Raw genomic sequence first — 18,126 nt, forward strand, 5'->3', positions numbered from 1 at the left:
ACATCGAATCGATTGCCGCAATCCAGCTGAAGGTGCTGACCGCGCGCCTCGCCAAGATGGACCTGGGCCTGCAGGTGTCGCCTGCGGCGCTGGCCGAGATCGCCAAGGTCGGCTTCGACCCGGTGTTTGGTGCGCGGCCGTTGAAGCGCGCAATTCAGCAGCGCATCGAGAACCCGCTGTCGAAGTTGTTGCTGGACGGCAGCTTCGGGCCGAAGGACCTGATCAAGGTCGATTGCGATCCGATTCGGGCACCGGGCCGTTTTTCGATCTCTAAGCCCCCCGCCAAATCCATAGGCGACGACGCCTCGGTTGTCGAGGCCGACTTGACTCTTTCCGATGAGGTACCGTAATGCCCTACGAACTATTGAAACGACTATGCAGTGCCCTGCTCCCTGAGAAAATCGACGGGCAAGCGGAGATCGAAAAGCTGAGGGTGCTGCACACTGCGGGGTTGATCGAGGTCGACATACCCCTGTCTCAGCCGGAGCGCGGGTCTCATTGCTACCCAGGCAATGCCATTGTCATGAGCGTCACGCCGAAAGGCCAAGTGGTTGCGAGGCAAACAACGCCAAGCTTGTCTGGCCCCGTTCGAAAGGCCGCTCACCGTCCGAGCGTTCCTTCCCCATTCTTCTGAACGCCCGGCGATTCTTCCAGCTACCAGCGCCGAAGCCAAGCTGCGCTACCGTTCATTTTTCGCTGGCATGGACCATGCGCACCGTCAAAGGGCTAGCGTCGCTGGAATCACGCTGCCGCCGGAGGCGCTTCGCGAAGCGGAAAGGTGAATGCCAGGGAGCACAAGCCTTCGCAGACAGTGAGCGCACCGGGCCACCATTCTCGCCAACGCCACTTTCGCCGACCTTTAAGCCGAGACTGCCGAGGTCGAGTGAGAGGCCTATCCACTTCAGCGTCGATAGCAGCACAGGGCCGCGGCAGCGAGCGCCGGCACATCGCGCGTTTCGCATGCACGCAGTTCGCCAATGTCCGACCTGACATGCGAGACGCTGGGCGGCGCGCTACGTGCTCGGTCGTCTGAACACAAAGCGCCGAATCCGACTGGAGCTCGCAGTCGTTGCAAATCGGTGATTCACAACGACTGCGCACGCCCGGAGGACAACCCGTAAGAGCGACCACAATTCGCGTGTGAACAGGCTGCTGCGCATGCGGGGCGCGACGCTCACCTCGCGTCGAACTCATAGACGATGCCAGTCAGGCGCCCCTGAAAGTACGGCGCAGGCCCCGCCGGCAATTGCCACTCGACTTCAGCGAACAGGGGTACGCACATGCCCGCTCTTCGCTCGTAGCTGTCGAGCCGACACAGCCAGGGTGCCGATTCCGTGGCCGACCGAGGGCGGGAGGCTGCCCACACTGCTGCGACCAGCCCGTCCGCGCGGAACCTGAACTCCAGGCAGACGGTGGTGGCGCCGTCGGTGAGCGTGGCACGCGAAGACGTGTCGTCAATGGCTTCCCAGCGGACGCCCTGGCTGGGCAGCAAGGCGGTGGGATACCAGACCGCCTCCGCGAGGTAGCGCATCAGCTCGCCACGCGCGATCTCCGGGGTGTCGTGCAGATCCGCCACGGTCACCAGGCCGAGCACGCACGCGCGCAGGGAGCCGGTGCCGAGCACATAGGCATCGCGAACGAAGACACGCACGCCGAGCGCCAGTCTGATCCGGGCATCCCAGCCGAAGCCGGGCGGATGGGTCGTGACCCGCTGCGTTGCGCGCAGCGGTTGCCACGTGTCACTGGCCAGGCTCTGTCGGAACCGCCCCCGCTGCGACAGCCGAACACCGGACACCATCGCCTGGCCCTCCTGCAACACGGCTCGAAAGTACCGCCGCACGGGCGGCGGAAGCGCCTCGGTCTCCACCGCGTTGTAGACCTTCACCGCCATGGGACGACGTGCCGCCAGCATCTTGGCGCGGAAGGCGGCATGGCTGCGACGCCACCGCCAGGCACCGAACGCCAAGGCGCTCGTGGCAGCGGCTGCCACGCCAGCGAACAGTGCGACCGCGCGTTTCATGCCTGGTTCAGCCGTGAATCAGTTGAGCGTCGACGCCACGGCGTGGCGCCGGCCCAACGGGCGGCGCGAAGCCCGCGCGGGCCCACATCTGCACGGTCCGGGCCGGTTCGGGCGCGTCCAGCAGGCTGCGAATATCGGCGTGCGGCGTGGCCTGTTCAGGGTACTCCTGCAAAGCCTGCTGCAGCGGATGAAGCGAGACACCGAAGGCCGCGGCGGCAAGCTGAACTCGAGCGTAGGCACGCCCTGCGTTCACCTGCGTTGCCCTGTCGTTGCCGTCGCTCACCATCCAGAGAAAGGCTGGCGTCGTGTCCAGCTTGTGTTTGAACGCCTTGATCTGGCTCGTGGTGACGTAGGCGTCCGGCGCCGGCGCCTTGCTACGATCGAACAGCCCGACCTTGCTCATCAGCACTGGAATGCTGTCCAGCACGAACAGCCCATCCCGGTGCTGCCCGATTTCCGCGGCGCCCACGCGCAGCACCTTGTACGACTCCATGACCATGCGCGGCGTCGTCAGCTCGACACGCCATGCCTCGGCGGCGATGGCCCGGTGCCGCTCGAGCACGTCGGGTTGGTCCAGGCCGGAAAAACCGAAGCGCAAGGGGTTCGGCTTCACGCTCTGCGCCATCGCTCGCCATGCATCGGCCGACACTGGGCGGCCTAGGTCATAGGCACTGCGATTGGTTCGGCGTTTCAGTATCTGCGTGAACAGGGGGTCCTTGCGGACCGCTGAATCGGCCACCAGTCGAACGCGCGCAACGGGTCGGAGATCGGGCGTGGAGGGTCCGAACGGGCCTTCTGGAAACAATGCGATCTCGGCACGCAGGCCACGCTCGCGTGCGGCGATGTCGAGCAATTCCAGAAAGGTGCCGTGGCTCATCATGATCTGCCGGGCGAAGGGATCGGTCTCGGGCAGCAGGCGGGTCAGGTCGCAGTGCAGCACGATCTCGTCGGGCACACGCAGGTCCACCAACCACGACTGAAGGTTGTGCGAGTGCGGCGCCAAAATCGCGTAGCCAAGGATCCAACGCCGCACATCAGGCTGCGTGCCTGGCCCGTTCCAGGCGGCAATGGCCTCTGAAGGCATCTGCGGGGTGCACCCGACGGCGGCTACGGCAACAACGCCGATGGCGCCTGCCGTGGTCAGTTGAATGAAATTGCGTCGATCCATGTTCACCCCTGCCTGGACATGCGTCCGGTGTCGACAGCCTATGCCCCGCGTTCCGACGCGTCTGTGCGGCACCGCAGCGACGCCGGGCGTGAACTGAGAAAAATGGCCGCCAAGGCCGAGCATCGCTGGCCGCTGGCTTGCGATCCGCCTACGATGGGCGCATGACGGCATCCAACAATGAAGCACCTCGTCCACCGGCCCCTGCGCAGCCGCCTGGTTCCGCGACGGCAATCGACCCGGTCAAAGCAGCAGCCCTGCTTTGGCAGCAATCGCCCGACATCGGCTTCGTCTTGCTCGATACCGCAGGCGCAATCACGTCCTGGCAAGGCGCCGCGGCGGCGCTTTTCGGCTATGCCGAGAGCGAGATCGTGGGCCAACTCATCGACGTGCTCTTCGTAGAGGAAGACCGCGCACTGGGATTGCCTGAGCTGGAGCGGCAGATAGCGGTTTCTGCGCATCGCTCGGAAGACGACCGCTGGCATCTGCGCAAGGACGGCGCGCGCATCTGGGTGACTGGCAGCATGGTCGCCCTGCGAGACCAGGGCCGGCACGTCGGCTTTGTGAAGGTCATGGCGGATCGAACCAATCTGCGAGCGCAGATCGAGACCACGGAGAACCGGCTTCGCCGCGCCCACGACACCATTCAAGGACGCGACGCATTCTTCGGACGCCTGGTGCATGAAGTGCGCAACGCCCTGGGGCCGGCGCGCATCGCCGCCGAAATCATGGACAAGAAGGGGCTGCTGATCGACGACCTGGCAAAGCCAGCGGGCGTGGTCAACCGGCAAGTCGTTCTGGTCGAACGGATGATGGACGACCTGGCGGAAGTTGTTCGCTTCGGGGCTGGAAAGTTGAGCCTGACCAAGACCAAGTTCGACCTGGGCGCGGAGATCGTCGAGATTGCGAACGTGGTGCTCGCGGATGCTGCGAAGAAGCAGCAGACCCTTTCCGTCTTCATTCCCGCCGCTCCTGTCCCCCTCTTGGCAGACCGTCAGCGGCTCCACCAGATCGTGTTCAACCTTCTGCACAACGCCATCAAGTACACGCCCGCAGGCGGGAAGATCTGGCTGCGCTTCACCGTGGAGATCGATTATGCGGTGATCAATGTCGAGGACACCGGCATCGGCATCGATCCCTCCCTGCTACCGGTGATCTTCGAGATGTTCACCCAGGAAAATCCTCAGCAGTCGGAGGGCGGCTTCGGCGTCGGACTTTCGCTGGTGAGGGACCTTGTTCACGCGCATGGCGGGTTCGTCGATGTCCGCTGCGACGGCAAAGGGCACGGCACCGAGTTCAGCGTTCGCCTTCCACTCGGCACGGGCGTTGCTGCTTGAACAGCTCTCGAAAAGATAGCTTCTCTATCCATCCCAACGAGATGAGTCTTTCACGCGCGCAACGCCCAACAGCGTTGCCAACATCGGCTGATCGCAAGAACATTCACGATAACTCAAAGCCCTGGGAAGATCCCGACCATGAAACTGATGACCGTCGAGTTGACCAACGAAAACGGAGTCGATTTTGCGAGCTGGTTGGCGACTGGCGCGGTCCCACCCGCGGAGGCAGTCGACCGGCTCATCCGCGTCTTGGCGGAAACAAGAAGGACGATGGAGCCGACGGTCGCACAAGTGCTTCCCCTGATCATCAAGGCACCGCCGCAGGTGCACGCGCCCGCCTGGCAATGGTCCATCTAGGCCGACGGCAGCTTGGTCCTCAAGCTGCGCCATCCCGGACTCGGCTGGCTCGGATTTCGTCTTCCGGATGTTGATGGCTTTCAGACCAACCTGGTGGACGTTCTCTTCCAGCGAAATGCGCTGCTTGACGAATTGAAGTCCCCTGCGGGCTGAGTATCAGCACTTGCCGGCGCGCTGAAGCAACCTCGCCAGTCCGTGACGCCTTTTCGCTGAGTTGACCGCCCACGAAAGCTGTATTGCACGATGGACGAGCCTGGGATTCAATGGCTGCCCCAAATGCAGAGGAGACAACGATGGGCAAAGCCACTCTTCACAGGGCCACGGCGACCCTGAAGCTGCCATTCCACACCGACTCAGAGGCTGAACTGCGCGCCCTACGAGCGGCAGGCATTCCAGTAGACGATCGGGGCGCTGCATCGTCGGGCTTTTTGCATGTGAGAACGACGGCCGACTATCGCTCCCGAGTATTCCGATGGTTTGATGTTGACGATCCAGGAGATGCCTCTGGACCACCTCAAGGTGGGTGACAGCAGCCGACATAGAGGCGTTCCCTGAGCGGCATTCTTTCCCCTCCCTCACCTCGACTGCAGGCTGCTGTCAGAAGGCAGTTTGCGCGACTGAAATGCGACGAGTGTGAAGTCTGAGAGGGGCTTCTGTGAAGTGGCGCGAGATCGAATTGTCCATCAGCGAGCACGAAGCGTGCGGTATCGGCGTGCCACTCACTAATGAGCGCCAGGCCTCGTTCTGGTGGTGTGGTGCATCGCCACGCGCCGATCAAAAGCTCTGCGCCTGGCGCTGTGGTTGCCGGGCTGGGCGGTGCTGCTGGCACTCGCGGGACCATTGTTTGTGGCGATGCAGCTCAAGTTCCCAGACTTCTTCGATTACTTCGTCATCACGCAGCACTTCCGGCGTTTTGCCTCATCGGGATTCAACAACGAACAGGGTGCGTGGTTCTACCTCCCGGTGCTCGCTGTGCTCACGCTGCCATGGTTCGCCTGGGCTTTGGTGCCGCGGCCAAAGTCCAATGTTCCGGCGCAAGCTCAACGGCGGCTATCCGATGTCGACTGGCTCATGGTCATCTGGTTCGCAGTGGTGGTGGTGTTCTTCTCGCTGCCGCGGTCGAAGCTCATCGGCTATGTGCTGCCGTCGCTCGCGCCGCTGGCCTACTTGATCGCGAGGCGTCTTTGCGCCGGGCGGCACGCCGAACAGCTGGGTGGTCGCGTGCGCGCCACGGCTGCGGTCGCTGCCGTCTTGTGTATCGCGGTGGTGGGTGTCATCGTCGCAATGGGCCCGCCGCCAGCGGCCAGGCTACGGCTGCCTGCGGGGCTGACCGTGGCGCCCGACGACCAAGTGCTGATGCTCGACGACTACTCCTACGAGATTCCGTTCTATTGGAAGCTTCGCCAGCCGGTGCGCATCATGAGCGACTGGCAGGCCGGGGACGTCAACGGGCGGGACGATTGGCGCAAGGAGATTGCCGATGCGGCGCGCTTTGATCCGGTGCGTGCTGCGGGCACGCTGGTCGAGCGCACCCAGGTGGCCGCGGTGCTCTGCCAGCCCCGCACGACGTGGCTGATCGGCCCCTCCAACGCGCAACTCGCGAATCCGTGGATCACGAATTTCCCTCCAGTCGTGGTCAATGAGCGAGTAGCCGCTTGGCGATTCGCAGGCAGCGCACAAAGTGATCCCAACTGCCTCGGACCCAAGTGGGCACCCGCACTCAAATCAAGAGGCCACGACAAGGCCGGCCTCCAGGGGTTGACCTGAGAGCGATACGCAGCCATCTGGATACAAAGCGGTTACGTCGGCGTTCCGAAAACCGCCCCCACCCCGGCCGTGATCGCCATGGCCAGCGTGCCCCAGAAGGTGACGCGCCACACGCTGCGCGCCACCGGCGTGCCGCCGATCCTTGCGGCTGCGGCCCCCAGCAGCGCAAGAAACGCGATGGCGGTCGCGAGGGTCCATGGCAGCAACGACGCCGGCGGTGCCAGCGCCACCACGCCGAGCGGCAGCGCGGCGCCCGTGGCAAAGCTCGCCGCCGACGCCAGCGCGGCCTGCAGGGGGCGCGCACTGAGCGCGTCCGAAATGCCCAGCTCGTCGCGTGCGTGCGCGCCCAGTGCGTCGTGCGCCATGAGTTGCGTGGCGACCTGGCTGGCCAGCTTGTAGTCCAGGCCACGGCGCACGTAGATGGCGGTCAGCTCGCGCTGCTCGGCCTCGGGCTGGGTGGTGAGCTCGACCCGCTCGCGCTCCAGGTCGGCTTTTTCGGTGTCGGCCTGGGAGTACACGGAAACGAATTCGCCCGCGGCCATCGACATGGCACCGGCCACCAGACCGGCCACCGCCGTCATCAGGATGTTGGCGTGGCTGGCGTTCGCCGCCGCCACGCCGACGACCAGGCTGGCCGTGGAGATGATGCCGTCGTTGGCGCCGAGCACGGCGGCGCGCAGCCAGCCGATGTGCTCGGTGCGGTGGCGCTCGGGGTGGGCGCGGTAGTGGAATGATTTCATCGTTGTTCGTCGGTTCGTCGGTTGCTTCGTTACCGGGCGCCGCGCCCGGGCAGCATGCGCCGCAGCGTGTTGTCACGCATCAGGTAGTGATGGGCCAGGGCCGCTGCGGCGTGCAGGCCGATCAGAAAATAGCCGGCCGTGGCCAGCGCCTCGTGCACGTCCTGCAGTTGCTCGGACAGCGCCTTGTTCGCGCCGACGAGCGACGGCACATTCAGGCCGAAGAGAACGATCGGCTTGCCTTCCGCGCTCAGCGTCAACCAGCCCAGGATGGGCGTGACGACCATGAAGGCATAGAGCGCCAGGTGCATGAGCCGAGCCAGCCTGTCTTGCCACTTGGGCAACGGAGGGCGGATGCCGGGCGCGGCGCCGGCGCGCCATCGCACGGCAAGCCGAAGCACGACCAGCGCCAGCACGCTCAGCCCGAGCAAAAAATGCAAGGGCTTGAGGCTCGCGCGCAAGCCGCTGCCCTTGGGCGCGAGCCCGCGCAGTTCCATGCACGCGTACACGGCGGCAAGCAGAAAGAGCATCAGCCAGTGCAGGCCGATGAGCCCCGAGCCGTAGCGTGTGTTCGAGTTCTTGAAGGCCATGGTGTGGTCCTTCGTCAAAAGAAACAATGCGAGTCTGCAACGCAACGAAGCAGGGGCACAGAGAGGCGGCACGCAAAGAGGCGGCGCGCGCCGGAATGGGAAGATGAAATCACGACAGGCCTTTGGACGAAAACAAGAGGAGCTTCCCCCCGCGCAAGCGGACGGAAGACGGCGGCCGTCAACAGACGACGGTGCTTGTCAGGTCGTCAGGGGGAGCAGTCTTGGGCGGAGAGCGCCGCCACAGCATCGTTGCCGGCGGTGCCCGAATGACGGCGCCCACGCGCTCGCGCAGGTCGCCCTCGGTGAACGTTGCAACTGCGCGCAAGGCGACGAGCAGCGGCAGCAGCGCCAGCACCAGGGCCATCAGCCCGTTCAGCCCGTGCTGAAAGACATTCGGCATGTCGATGCTCGCGCCCGCGGGCACGAACACGGTGGTCTCTCGGCCGGTCGCATGGTCGGGCCGCTCGTCGATTTCGAACTGCACGGTCGAGCTTGCAGAGCGAATGCGAAAACCCGGCTCGTCTTCCCAGCCGTCCTCGCGGAAATGAATGGCAATGAAGGGTTGCAGCGCTGCGAGCAGCACGCCCACCACGCTCCACCAGCCGATCTGACGAACGATGAGGCGGCGCAGAACGCCGCGCTTCGGATGGTCAGGCATCAGGGCTTGCATGCATCGGCGCCATGGGGTACCAGCGTGATCGCATCAGGCAAGGTCGAACCAGAACACGAGCCATGCGCCCAACGAAAGCAGCAAGGCCGCCAACGCAATGCGATCGTGCGAGCGGTGAAGAACCCAATGCTGAATCTTTTCGGCTCTGCTTGGCATGGCACACCTCGTTCGGGGGATACATCGTCATGAATCAACGGCTACCTGCGCATCGGTTTTGTCTCGGCAGCGCGGCGCGAGCTTACGAGGGCTTGCTGCGGCACGCAACATGGGGCACGGCTATACACCCGGGCTGAAAAAGCGAATCGTTGCAGTTCTTGAGTCGTCACCGCCTGGCAAGCTGAACCGCGGTCTTTGGAGCGGGCGCGCGCACCAGCAAGACGGGAATGGTGGCACTGCGAAGAATGTTCTCTGCGCTGCTGCCCAGCATCAGCCGCTCGACCCCGTGACGGCCGTGCGTGCCCAACACGATCAGGTCGGCGTGCCATTGCTCGGCGTCGGCAATCACCCATTCGTGCACGGTGCCCTTGAAGCCGTCATGCAGCACGGCGTCTACCTTGGCACTCGCCGCGATGGCCGTCGCTTTGGCCTCCGCAAGAATTCGGGCGCCGTCGATTCGCAGCTCCTTGACCCGGTCTCCGGCGTGGCCTGCATAGGCGTCCAACGCAAGCGCGGAAGGGAGTTCATCGATGACGTGAACCAGGCGCAACCGGCCGCCTGTCAGCGCGGCAAGTCGAAGCGCTTCCTGCAGGCCGAGACCGGATGTGGCACTGCCATCCACCGGAACCAGAATGCGTTGGTACATCGGTCTCATGGCGACGTCAGGCTGCGATTCTTTGCCTGTACGCGCGACGCAGTTTGCGCGGTCGGTCCACCTTGCGGCGGGTAGTGGTAGATGCTCTCGTTCAGGTAGCGGGCCACGTCCTGAACATCGTTGTCACTCCAACCGAGTCCCGCGGCATCCTGCCATCGGTGCACCTGAAACTTGAGGCTTGCAAAGTCGGTGTCCACCCTCTTTTCTCTCCAGTGCATCTCGCTCGTGTGGCAAGTGATGCAATGCGTCGAGTAAAGGAGTTCACCGCGCGATTGAGCCTGCGCGGCGGGGCATACAGCGAGCATGCTCAGCACGAGGCCCACGGCCCAGCCGAAGGTTGTCGGCCTCTGGCGCGCAGTGCGTCGAGGACAAGGTTGCAAGCGGTGGTTCATGAGAAGGTCTCCTTGCAAGGTGGCATCGGTCCGTGTTGGGGTACAGGCTCCCGCTTTTCACCGGGAGCGTCTGTTCGCCAGCGAACGCAGTGTGAGGTTGGAACCGCATCAGGCGCTCTGGCTTGGTGTGGTGTTCCAGGCAAAGCAACGCGCGACCCGCGATGAGCACCCGACGACGTCTCGCCGCTCGCTTGTAAGAAGGCTAATGCCCACGTCTTCGCACGTCTTCGAGTGTGGTCATGGGCGCTCGCGGGCCTGTAGGTCGACCAATCTTGATTCGGGTGCAGGCTTTCGTTTGCATCCTGGGTTCTGAATGTGCGCCGCACCGCACAGACGGAAGAGCCGCAGATTCCTAATCTTCTTCTTCCTTTGCGACGGTCCATGTCCATCGCAGCTTGACTACCCCTGAGACGATCGATGACTGACCTCCAACCCAAATCGCGGCCTGAAGAAGAGATCGAACTCAAGTTCATCGTTCCTCCGGAGCATCTACCAGCGCTATCGAAAGCGATGCGCGGTGGGAAATTTCGTGTGCAACGTCTGCAATCGATCTACTACGACACAGCTGACGAGCGACTCGCTGCCTGTGGCGCTTCGCTGCGATTGCGCAAGGAAGGCCGACAGTGGGTACAGACGGCCAAGGCGCTTACGCTCGATTCGCTGCGGCGACTGGAGGACAACGTCGATGTACCTTCGCCGCGCGGAACTAACGCTCCCGCGCTCGACCTCGCTCGCCATGACGGCTCACCCGCCGGCTCGGCGATTCGCGCCGTCTTGTCCTCCCCTGCGCTCGACGACGCGGGCCAGCTCTTGGTCGAGCGGTTTCGCATCGATGTGTCGCGCGTCACTCGCAGGATGCTGGAGGGCGGTGCCAGCGTGGAATTGGCAATCGACACTGGAAAGATATTCGCTGGCGTGCAATCGATACCGGTCTGCGAGTTCGAAATGGAGTTGAAGCACGGTCCGGTGGCAGGACTCCTGCGACTGGCCGAGCACTGGGCTCTCTCCAACCATCTATGGCTCAGCACGACCTCCAAAGCCGAGCGCGGCGCAAGGCTCCTACGCGGCGAGACCGAGGGGAAGCCAATCAATGCCATCGCACCGGTAGTCAATCCGGCAGAAGGGCGATCCGGATTTCTTGTTGCAACGCTGCAGACATGCCTCAAGCAAGTTCTGGGCAATGCAGGCGAAGTCGGCGCGGGCGCGGGCGACGAGCAACTGGTGCATCAGCTTCGGGTGGGACTGCGCCGTATGCGTACGGCACTACGCGAACTCAAGGGCTTTGTGCCCGGTATGGACAAGGAATACAGCGTTGTTCTGCCCAGGATTTTTCGCGAACTCGGTGCGCATAGGGACATCGCTTTGGTGCTCCCGGCCGAGTCAAACGCGATGCATGCGGACGGGGTGAGCTACACCTGCGTGCCTGCCAAGGCGGGCGGTGCCAAGAGCCCCGTGGCGATCGTGCGTGATCCTGAATTCCAGGGCGTGCTGCTCTCTGTGCTGGCACTCTGCCATGCGCCACGAGCACTGACGGCGCATCGGAAGGAGGGCTCTCAAGCCCTCGTGCACAAGGTCTCGATCTTGCTCGATCGGCTGCACGCTGCGCTTGTGCGCGATACCGCGCGATTCGAAGAGCTGCCTGCCGGGCGCCAGCATCGAGTACGCAAGCGCGCCAAGCGCTTCCGCTACCTAGCGGGGTTTGCCGCACCGCTCTTCGACAGCGCTGTTGCGGCGCACTATCTGGAGCGTTGGGGCGATGCGCAAGATGCGCTAGGTGGGCAGAACGACCACCGCATCTCCATGGCAGCCATACGTGCTGACGCAAGGAGAGGACGGCACGCCAAACGCGCACGCCGATGGCTCGCGAAGCAGCTTCGAACGTGCAACAGTCGTTGCGCGCGTCTGCTGCGCAAGGCCGTCTATTTGCCCGTCTTCTGGCGGGAGTGACCGGGCTGCAGGTCACGGGCCGTCCAGGCCTTCAGGTTCAGGACAAGCGCGGCGTCGCCGGAATGTCGCCCCTCTCGGCACAGAAGCGCCGCCCCAACTTTACGAGCTCGGCTGCGCTGGGATGGTCAACGGTATGCCAGAAGACGATCCGAGGAGGCAGGGCCGGCCTGTGCTTTTCAACGTACTGGCAAAAGTCGGCCTGCGCGGTGTGCGAACCCGCCACCAGCACCGACCGGACCGCGGCCAGCGCGTCACTCACTTCGGCAAAGAACTCGTGCTCAGAGCGCACCTCGCTTGCATGTTGTCGGGTGTAGCGAGCATGTTCCTTGATCTTGTGATCCTGGACTTCGGTCGCGCTGAACTGAAGGATCTGCGCACTGTGGTGGTCGATCAATGCGACCGCATGATTGAGCGTCATGTAGAAAGTCCTTGTGTTGTCTGAATCTGTTCCTGGAGTTGCAGGTGAGGCTCGTGAATCGCTTGGTAGCCTGCGCGTAATGCACGGGGGTCTGCAAGCGCGTGATGGCGACGGATGCCGCCGCGGCGCATGGAGTTGGTCCAGGAAGGATCCATGGCCTCGTCGCACACAGGCTGGCGTGCCAGACGACCCACTTTGTCTGCCACGAGAGCACCTGACCACCGACGCCACAGGTTGGCAAGGTGCAATGCATGGCGCATCAGGTCGAAGGCGGCCTCGAAGTCATAGACTACGTCGATGGCCGTATCGCCGAGGCTCGAAAGCCAGGCGTCTACACGAGGCCCAAGCTCGGCTGTCGACGCGGCACGACCGGGCACGAGGCCCCACTCGGGCAATACCGCGCGAACCATGAAATCGTTCACGCACCACGGTGGTACCGCGAGCTCAACGTAGCACTCTCGGCCGTCGTCCGCGACCAGCGCGATGGACAACCGCTCCGGTCTGCTCCGCGATGTGAACTCGGTGTCGATGAACACATGCCTGGCACTTGCCCTGCGCGCCTGCTCAAGGTTGGCCGACATAAAGCGCGATCTTTCCTACCGTATGGTGCGTCTCGCTCAGCGCATGCGCCCGGTGAATGTCGGACAGCGCGAACTCCGCGCAACTTCGGCCACTTCGTCGCACCCCCGCTGGGTCAATTTTGGACGGCAATCAACACTCTGGCAGGCCTTGGCATGGGTCGTGCATGAAGCACGGCAAGAGTAGAAGCGTTCAGCAGCGCACGCACCACCCGAGTGCGCCGCCCGGAAATTGCTCTTGAAGCGCCTTCTGCCGCGTGCAGAGGGATTCAAGACCCGAAGATTCCGAGGCTCTCCCCATGCAACGTCGATTCTTTCTTGCGGCCAGCACCGCCGCCCTCTCGCCCATTGCCGCGCCCTTCGTCTTCGCCCAGGGCACCGGCAAGCTCACGCCGCTGAAGTTCACGCTCGACTTCCGCATCAACGGCCAGACCGCGCCGTTCTTTCTGGCGCTGAGCAAGGGCTACTACAAGGACGAAGGCCTCGACGTGAGCATCGACACGGGCGCCGGCTCGGTCGCCTCCATCACCCGCATTGCCAGCGGCGTGTACCAGCTGGGGCTGGGCGACATCAGCGCGCTGGTCGAGTTCAATGCACAGAACCCGGGCACGCCGATGGTGCAGGCCGTGTACCAGTACTACAACCGCGCACCGTTCGTGATCATCGGGCGCAAGGACCGGGGCGTGACCGGCGACTTCAAGAGCCTCACCGGCAAGAAGGTGGCGGCCGCCGCCGTCGAGTCGACCCGCCGTGCGTGGCCGATGGTGGCGCGCAAGCAGGGCATGCGCGGCGACGCCTTCCAGTGGCAGACCACCGACTTCAGCGCGCGCGACAACGTGATGGTGCGCGGCGACGTCGACGCCGCCACCTACTTCCACGACTCGGCCGTATCGCTGTTCGCGCGCATGAAGCCCGAAGAGCTGTCGGTGCTGAAGTACGCCGACGCGGGCGTCAACCTGTACGGCAACGCCATCCTCGCGAGCAGCAACCTCATCGCGCAGAACCCGAAGGTGGTGGCGGCCTTTTTGCGCGCCAGCAACCGCGCCATCGTCGAGACCTTTGCCAACCCGGCGCCGAGCATCGCGGCCATGCGCCAGCGCGAGCCCATCCTCGACGAGAAGATCGAACTGGAGCGCTGGGGCATCACCGCGCAGTACGTGGGCGCGGCCGACACGCGCGGCCACGGCCTGGGCGATATCAAGAAGCTCACGCTGGAGCAGCAGGTCGACGAGGTGGTCGATGTGTTCGGCCTCAAGGTCAAGCCCGCGTCCGACGCCATCTTCAACACTTCGATGCTCCCATTGCGCAACGAACGCAATCTGCCCAAGGTATGAACTTCAACAACAACACCTCCACCTACCCCAATGAAACGGCCCTTGACGAGCGCGATGGCCGCTACCTGCGCAAGGCCATCGTCTGGTCGCATGCGGCGCGCCGCCGGGGCAACCGCCCCTTCGGCTCGGTCATCGTCTCGGCCTCGGGCGAGGTGCTGGCCGAGGCCGGCAACAGCAACACCGAAACCGGCGACTGCACTGCGCACGCCGAGGTGAACGCGCTACGTGCGCTGGCCGGGCGCAAGCTGTCGCGCGAAGAGCTGGCGGGCGCCACGCTCTATGCGTCGGGCGAGCCCTGCGTCATGTGCGCGGGCGCCATCTTCTGGTCGAACATCGGGCGCGTGGTGTTCGGCATCGACGCGGAACGCCTGCGCGTCTTCCGCGGCGAGCGGCAGGACCAGCGCGACGCGGAACTGTCATGCCGCGACGTGTTTCGCGCGTCGCCGCACGCCATCGAATGCATCGGGCCCGCGCTGGTCGACGAGGCGAGTGCGGCCCATGACGGGGCCTGGAAGATCTGAGCATCGCTAGCCTGCGCTGGCCGCTGCGTGCCGGGCATGGCCCTGCAGCGGTGCTCAGTTGATGCGCGCGTTGACGAACTGCATGTCCTGAAAGCTGCTCCCGGTGAAGTCGACCTGCGCGCCGACGATGTTCTCGGCAGCAACATGGGTTCCCGTGCACGACAGCACCTTCACCTGGTTCCAGCGGGCGTTGTCGAAATTCAGCGCGTTCCATGTGCAGCCCGTGAAGCTGCTGCCATCCAGGTTGCTGCCCGCGAACCTGCCATTGGCAAACGTGCAGTCGGTGAACGTGCAGCCGTCGATGCGAATGCGCTGAAAGTCGCAGGCAGAAAAGGTGCAGTGGCTGAAGCGGCAGCCGGTCCACACCGCGTCGACGAAGGTGGTCGCACAGAAGCTGCTGCCGCTGAAGGTGCTGGCGGAAAAGGTGATGAGGTTCAGGTCCAGCCCGGCGTAGCTGTTGCCGTCGCTTTGGCCGGACACACCGGCAGGTGCGCCACCGGCGCCCTTGCGCCATTTGTCGTGGTCGAGGATGAGAGGTTGTGCTGACATGGTTGGGACAGTGCAAAAAAGAAAGTGAAGAAAGTGAAGAAAGGCGCCCGGTGTCAGATGACGTAGGGCCGGGGGTTCAGGGTTGGCCGACGAAAGCAGGTGCGGCGGACCTGCTGCATGAAGACCCGAAAAGTCTGACGCACCCGGACGCAGCACCCTTGCAAACAATGGTCAAACGAGCCCCGCGTGATGGCGCGCCCACGCAGCCCGCATGCACCGCCCAAAGGCAGTCGCCTGCTCGCTAGACTCCCCGCATGCCCTGGCACGCCCGACTCCATCTCGCCTACCGACAAGAAGCCGTTCGCACCGCGACGCGCACCGTCGCCCGGTTCCGCCACGACGGCCCGCTGCGCATCCTGCAGAGCCTGTACCCCGAGGGCGACACGGTCTGCCACAACGTGCTGGTGCATCCGCCCGGCGGCCTGGTGGGCGGCGACACGCTGGACATCGACATCGAGGCCGCCGACGGCAGCCATGGCCTCATCACCACGCCCGGTGCCTCGCGCTTCTACCGCTCCGAAGGCGAGCTGGCGCTGCAGCGCACGCGCATCCGGCTGGCGGCCGGCGCGCGGCTCGAATGGCTGCCGCTCGAAGCCATCTGCTACAGCGGCTGCCAGGCGGAGAACCGGCTGACGATCGAGGTGGCGCCGGGGGCCGAGCTGATCGGCTGGGACGTGACCGCGCTGGGCCTGCCCAACGCCAACCAGCCCTTCGAGCGCGGCACCTACCTGCAGCACATCGAGGTGCCCGGCGTGTGGCTGGAGCGCGGGCGCATCGACGCGGCCGACCACCGGCTGCTGCAAAGCCCCATCGGCCTGGGTGGCCACCGCTGCATGGCCTCGCTGTTCTTCGTGGCGGGCTCGCCGGTGGCGCGCGCGCGGCGCGACGCGCTGCTGGCGCATGCGCGCACGCTGCTGGAGGCGAGCACGCTGTTCGACAGCGCCGGCGCCACCAGCCCGCATGCCGAGGTGGTGGTGCTGCGCGTGCTGGCCCCCGTGGTCGAGCCCGCGATGCAGCTGCTGCGCCAGGTGTGGCAGGCCTGGCGTGCCGAGCTGTGGCAGATGCCCGCGGGCCTGCCGCGCATCTGGGCGACCTGAGACCGGCGACCTGAGACCTGATACCGGGCGACCCGAATCCCGGCGGGCCCGACGCCCCCTGATCAGCCGGATCGGTTCGTCCCACTGCGGCCTTGACGCAACGTGACCGCGAGCGCACGCGTATGCGCCACAAATGCGCTACCCGCAAGCGCGGAACTCCTTAGACGCATTTACACATCCGGATGAACTTGTTGCGCGTACTCAGACAGCGACGGCCATTTCGCCGCGCGAGTCGTTCGTGCCCATTCCAACATTCTTCATTCCAAGGTGACGCCGATGAGATTGCTCCAAACGCCTGTTCAGGCCTGTGTGCTCGCCCTGTGTGCGGTTGCCGCCACGGGCGCTTTCGCCTCCAGCCACCGCGAGGCGCCCTCGATTGCGGGAATGCCCAAGCTGGACGCCACCGACTTCTACATGTTCCGCAGCTACGAGCCCAATCGCCAGGACTTCGTGACGCTGATCGCCAACTACCAGCCCGACCAGGGCCCGTACGGCGGCCCCAACTACTACACGATGGACCCGAACGGCCTGTACGAGATTCACATCGACAACACCGGCGGCGCCACCGAAAACCTCACCTTCCAGTTCCGCTTCACCAACACGCTGCGCGACATTCAGCTGCCGATTGCGGGCAAGCAGGTCTCCATTCCGCTGGTGCAGGCCGGTGCCATCACCGCGCCCAACCAGGCCACCAGCAACCTGCGCGAAACCTTCACGCTGACGGTGGTGCGCGGTGACCGCCGCAAGGGCCGGAGCGAGGCCGTCACCAACGTCGCCGGCGGCGGCGCGGTGTTCGACCGGCCGACCGACAATATCGGCGAGAAGACCTTCGGCGGGCCCAACGGCTATGCCGCCTACGCCGCGCAGCAGGTCTACAACGTGAACATTCCCGGCTGCGCCACCGCGGGCCGCGTGTTCGCAGGCCAGCGCCAGGACCCGTTCGCCGTGGCGCTCGGCCAGGTGTTCGACCTGATCAACCTGAACCCGCTCGGCTCGACCAGCGCCTACGGTGCCGGCACGCTGGCCGCGCGCAACGTGAGCACGCTGGCGCTGGAAGTGCCCATTGCCTGCCTCACCGCGGGCGGCACCGGCCCGATCATCGGCGGCTGGACCACGGCCAGCGCGCGCCAGGGCCGCCTGATCGCCAGCCCGCCCAAGAGCGGCCATGGCACCACCACGCTGAACGGCGGCGCATGGGCTCAGGTCTCGCGCCTGGGCATGCCGCTGGTCAACGAAGTGGTCATCGGCCTGAAGGACAAGGACAAGTTCAACAGCTCCAAGCCGATGGACGACGGCCAGTTCGCCACCTACGTGACCAACCCGACGCTGCCGACGTTGATCGCCACGCTGTACCCCGGCGCACCGGCGCCGACGAACTTCCCGCGCACCGACCTGGTCGCGGCCTTCCTGACGGGCATCGACGGCGTGAACAAGCCGGCCAACGTCAAGGCATCGGAAATGCTGCGCCTGAACACCAGCACCACGCCGACGCCCATGGCCATGCAGAGCAACCTGGGCGTGGCCGGCAACGACAGCGCGGGCTTCCCGAACGGGCGCCGCCCGGGCGACGACGTGGTGGACATCGAGCTGCGCGTGGCCATGGGTGCCCTGTGCGTGCTGACCGGCGCCAACGACGCGCTGAAGGTCGGCTGCAAGCCCAGCGACGCACCGGCCGGCACCGCGGCCCTCACCGACGGCGCGCTGCAAAGCCCCCGCCAGTTCCCGGCCGCCTTCCCGTACCTGAACCCACCCCTGCCGGGCGCCGTCAACGCCGCGGCCGCACCGTGCGCAAGGAGCCCCGCCTGCACCGCAACATTCAACGCATCGGCGGCGCGC

Annotated in this window: 19 protein-coding genes and 1 pseudogene; 9 read left to right on the forward strand and 11 right to left on the reverse strand. The window is 65.0% G+C overall.

The window, feature by feature from the left end:
* Positions 1–350: pseudogene (locus tag VLK31_RS35430) on the forward strand (hypothetical protein); the annotation flags it as partial.
* An 824-nt stretch (positions 351–1,174) separates the two neighbouring features.
* On the opposite strand, the gene VLK31_RS35435 reads toward VLK31_RS35430, so the two are convergent.
* Complete coding sequence (locus tag VLK31_RS35435; protein WP_409173180.1) at positions 1,175–2,020, reverse strand: DUF6920 family protein; 846 nt, start codon at positions 2,018–2,020, stop codon at positions 1,175–1,177.
* Positions 2,021–2,027: 7 nt separating this feature from the next.
* Positions 2,028–3,188 carry an Acg family FMN-binding oxidoreductase gene (locus VLK31_RS35440; RefSeq protein WP_409173181.1) on the reverse strand — a complete coding sequence of 387 codons (1,161 nt, stop codon included), beginning with the start codon at positions 3,186–3,188 and terminating at the stop codon, positions 2,028–2,030.
* A gap of 161 nt (positions 3,189–3,349) precedes the next feature.
* On the opposite strand from VLK31_RS35440, the gene VLK31_RS35445 reads away from it, so the two are divergent.
* The 3 genes from VLK31_RS35445 (at position 3,350) to VLK31_RS35455 (ending at position 6,646) form a co-directional block, all read left to right on the forward strand.
* Positions 3,350–4,522 carry an ATP-binding protein gene (locus tag VLK31_RS35445; protein WP_409173182.1) on the forward strand — a complete coding sequence of 391 codons (1,173 nt, stop codon included), beginning with the start codon at positions 3,350–3,352 and terminating at the stop codon, positions 4,520–4,522.
* A gap of 138 nt (positions 4,523–4,660) precedes the next feature.
* The gene (locus VLK31_RS35450; protein WP_409173183.1) at positions 4,661–4,879 is read left to right on the forward strand and encodes a hypothetical protein; all 219 of its coding nucleotides are present in this window, start codon (positions 4,661–4,663) and stop codon (positions 4,877–4,879) included.
* A gap of 747 nt (positions 4,880–5,626) precedes the next feature.
* Positions 5,627–6,646 carry a hypothetical protein gene (locus VLK31_RS35455; RefSeq protein WP_409173184.1) on the forward strand — a complete coding sequence of 340 codons (1,020 nt, stop codon included), beginning with the start codon at positions 5,627–5,629 and terminating at the stop codon, positions 6,644–6,646.
* Between the two features lie 32 nt (positions 6,647–6,678).
* Here the strand turns inward: VLK31_RS35455 and VLK31_RS35460 are convergent, their stop codons facing one another.
* The 6 genes from VLK31_RS35460 to VLK31_RS35485 form a co-directional block, all read right to left on the reverse strand.
* Positions 6,679–7,386, reverse strand: a complete 708-nt coding sequence (locus VLK31_RS35460; RefSeq protein WP_409173185.1) for a VIT family protein — start codon at positions 7,384–7,386, stop codon at positions 6,679–6,681.
* A 29-nt stretch (positions 7,387–7,415) separates the two neighbouring features.
* Positions 7,416–7,973 (reverse strand): cytochrome b, encoded by a 558-nt coding sequence (locus tag VLK31_RS35465; RefSeq protein ID WP_409173186.1) that lies wholly within the window; start codon positions 7,971–7,973, stop codon positions 7,416–7,418.
* A gap of 178 nt (positions 7,974–8,151) precedes the next feature.
* Positions 8,152–8,643: a hypothetical protein gene (locus tag VLK31_RS35470; RefSeq protein ID WP_409173187.1), complete on the reverse strand. Its 492-nt coding sequence runs from the start codon at positions 8,641–8,643 to the stop codon at positions 8,152–8,154.
* A 33-nt stretch (positions 8,644–8,676) separates the two neighbouring features.
* Positions 8,677–8,799 carry a hypothetical protein gene (locus tag VLK31_RS35475; RefSeq protein ID WP_409173188.1) on the reverse strand — a complete coding sequence of 41 codons (123 nt, stop codon included), beginning with the start codon at positions 8,797–8,799 and terminating at the stop codon, positions 8,677–8,679.
* Between the two features lie 166 nt (positions 8,800–8,965).
* Entirely contained in the window at positions 8,966–9,445 is a 480-nt protein-coding gene (locus VLK31_RS35480) for a universal stress protein (protein WP_409173189.1), read from the reverse strand.
* A 5-nt stretch (positions 9,446–9,450) separates the two neighbouring features.
* Complete coding sequence (locus VLK31_RS35485) at positions 9,451–9,846, reverse strand: cytochrome C (RefSeq protein WP_409173190.1); 396 nt, start codon at positions 9,844–9,846, stop codon at positions 9,451–9,453.
* 417 nt (positions 9,847–10,263) lie between these two features.
* Here VLK31_RS35485 and VLK31_RS35490 point away from each other — a divergent pair, with 417 nt between their 5' ends.
* Positions 10,264–11,793: a CHAD domain-containing protein gene (locus VLK31_RS35490; protein ID WP_409173191.1), complete on the forward strand. Its 1,530-nt coding sequence runs from the start codon at positions 10,264–10,266 to the stop codon at positions 11,791–11,793.
* Between the two features lie 37 nt (positions 11,794–11,830).
* On the opposite strand, the gene VLK31_RS35495 is transcribed toward VLK31_RS35490, so the two are convergent.
* Positions 11,831–12,211: a hypothetical protein gene (locus tag VLK31_RS35495; protein WP_409173192.1), complete on the reverse strand. Its 381-nt coding sequence runs from the start codon at positions 12,209–12,211 to the stop codon at positions 11,831–11,833.
* A complete protein-coding gene (locus tag VLK31_RS35500; protein ID WP_409173193.1) occupies positions 12,208–12,792 on the reverse strand; it encodes a hypothetical protein in 585 nt (194 codons plus the stop codon). Before VLK31_RS35500 ends, VLK31_RS35495 begins: the two co-directional genes overlap by 4 nt.
* Before the next feature lie 296 nt (positions 12,793–13,088).
* Here VLK31_RS35500 and VLK31_RS35505 point away from each other — a divergent pair, with 296 nt between their 5' ends.
* The gene (locus VLK31_RS35505; protein ID WP_409173194.1) at positions 13,089–14,123 is read left to right on the forward strand and encodes an ABC transporter substrate-binding protein; all 1,035 of its coding nucleotides are present in this window, start codon (positions 13,089–13,091) and stop codon (positions 14,121–14,123) included.
* Positions 14,120–14,644, forward strand: coding sequence for a nucleoside deaminase (locus tag VLK31_RS35510; protein WP_409173195.1), 525 nt, complete (start codon positions 14,120–14,122; stop codon positions 14,642–14,644). Before VLK31_RS35505 ends, VLK31_RS35510 begins: the two co-directional genes overlap by 4 nt.
* Before the next feature lie 54 nt (positions 14,645–14,698).
* Here VLK31_RS35510 and VLK31_RS35515 read toward each other — a convergent pair whose 3' ends face one another.
* Positions 14,699–15,193 (reverse strand): pentapeptide repeat-containing protein, encoded by a 495-nt coding sequence (locus VLK31_RS35515; protein WP_409173196.1) that lies wholly within the window; start codon positions 15,191–15,193, stop codon positions 14,699–14,701.
* A gap of 254 nt (positions 15,194–15,447) precedes the next feature.
* Between VLK31_RS35515 and VLK31_RS35520 the strand changes: the two genes are divergently transcribed.
* Both VLK31_RS35520 and VLK31_RS35525 read left to right on the forward strand, forming a co-directional pair.
* Positions 15,448–16,290, forward strand: coding sequence for an urease accessory protein UreD (locus tag VLK31_RS35520; protein WP_409173197.1), 843 nt, complete (start codon positions 15,448–15,450; stop codon positions 16,288–16,290).
* 276 nt (positions 16,291–16,566) lie between these two features.
* Positions 16,567–18,126, forward strand: a 1,560-nt coding sequence (locus VLK31_RS35525; RefSeq protein ID WP_409173198.1) for a DUF4331 domain-containing protein, incomplete at its 3' end; no start/stop codon positions are given.

Origin of the sequence: Variovorax sp. H27-G14 (genome assembly GCF_046156345.1) — a bacterium.
Lineage (GTDB): Bacteria > Pseudomonadota > Gammaproteobacteria > Burkholderiales > Burkholderiaceae_C > Variovorax.

Coding starts and splice junctions, on each gene's coding strand:
- VLK31_RS35445 (WP_409173182.1), top strand. CDS start 3,350: ATGACGGCATCCAACAATGAAGCACCTCGTCCACCGGCCCCTGCGCAG.
- VLK31_RS35505 (WP_409173194.1), top strand. CDS start 13,089: ATGCAACGTCGATTCTTTCTTGCGGCCAGCACCGCCGCCCTCTCGCCC.
- VLK31_RS35450 (WP_409173183.1), top strand. CDS start 4,661: ATGAAACTGATGACCGTCGAGTTGACCAACGAAAACGGAGTCGATTTT.
- VLK31_RS35435 (WP_409173180.1), bottom strand. CDS start 2,020: ATGAAACGCGCGGTCGCACTGTTCGCTGGCGTGGCAGCCGCTGCCACG.
- VLK31_RS35520 (WP_409173197.1), top strand. CDS start 15,448: ATGCCCTGGCACGCCCGACTCCATCTCGCCTACCGACAAGAAGCCGTT.
- VLK31_RS35440 (WP_409173181.1), bottom strand. CDS start 3,188: ATGGATCGACGCAATTTCATTCAACTGACCACGGCAGGCGCCATCGGC.
- VLK31_RS35510 (WP_409173195.1), top strand. CDS start 14,120: ATGAACTTCAACAACAACACCTCCACCTACCCCAATGAAACGGCCCTT.
- VLK31_RS35485 (WP_409173190.1), bottom strand. CDS start 9,846: ATGAACCACCGCTTGCAACCTTGTCCTCGACGCACTGCGCGCCAGAGG.
- VLK31_RS35495 (WP_409173192.1), bottom strand. CDS start 12,211: ATGACGCTCAATCATGCGGTCGCATTGATCGACCACCACAGTGCGCAG.
- VLK31_RS35500 (WP_409173193.1), bottom strand. CDS start 12,792: ATGTCGGCCAACCTTGAGCAGGCGCGCAGGGCAAGTGCCAGGCATGTG.
- VLK31_RS35460 (WP_409173185.1), bottom strand. CDS start 7,386: ATGAAATCATTCCACTACCGCGCCCACCCCGAGCGCCACCGCACCGAG.
- VLK31_RS35465 (WP_409173186.1), bottom strand. CDS start 7,973: ATGGCCTTCAAGAACTCGAACACACGCTACGGCTCGGGGCTCATCGGC.
- VLK31_RS35475 (WP_409173188.1), bottom strand. CDS start 8,799: ATGCCAAGCAGAGCCGAAAAGATTCAGCATTGGGTTCTTCACCGCTCG.
- VLK31_RS35470 (WP_409173187.1), bottom strand. CDS start 8,643: ATGCAAGCCCTGATGCCTGACCATCCGAAGCGCGGCGTTCTGCGCCGC.
- VLK31_RS35515 (WP_409173196.1), bottom strand. CDS start 15,193: ATGTCAGCACAACCTCTCATCCTCGACCACGACAAATGGCGCAAGGGC.
- VLK31_RS35480 (WP_409173189.1), bottom strand. CDS start 9,445: ATGTACCAACGCATTCTGGTTCCGGTGGATGGCAGTGCCACATCCGGT.
- VLK31_RS35490 (WP_409173191.1), top strand. CDS start 10,264: ATGACTGACCTCCAACCCAAATCGCGGCCTGAAGAAGAGATCGAACTC.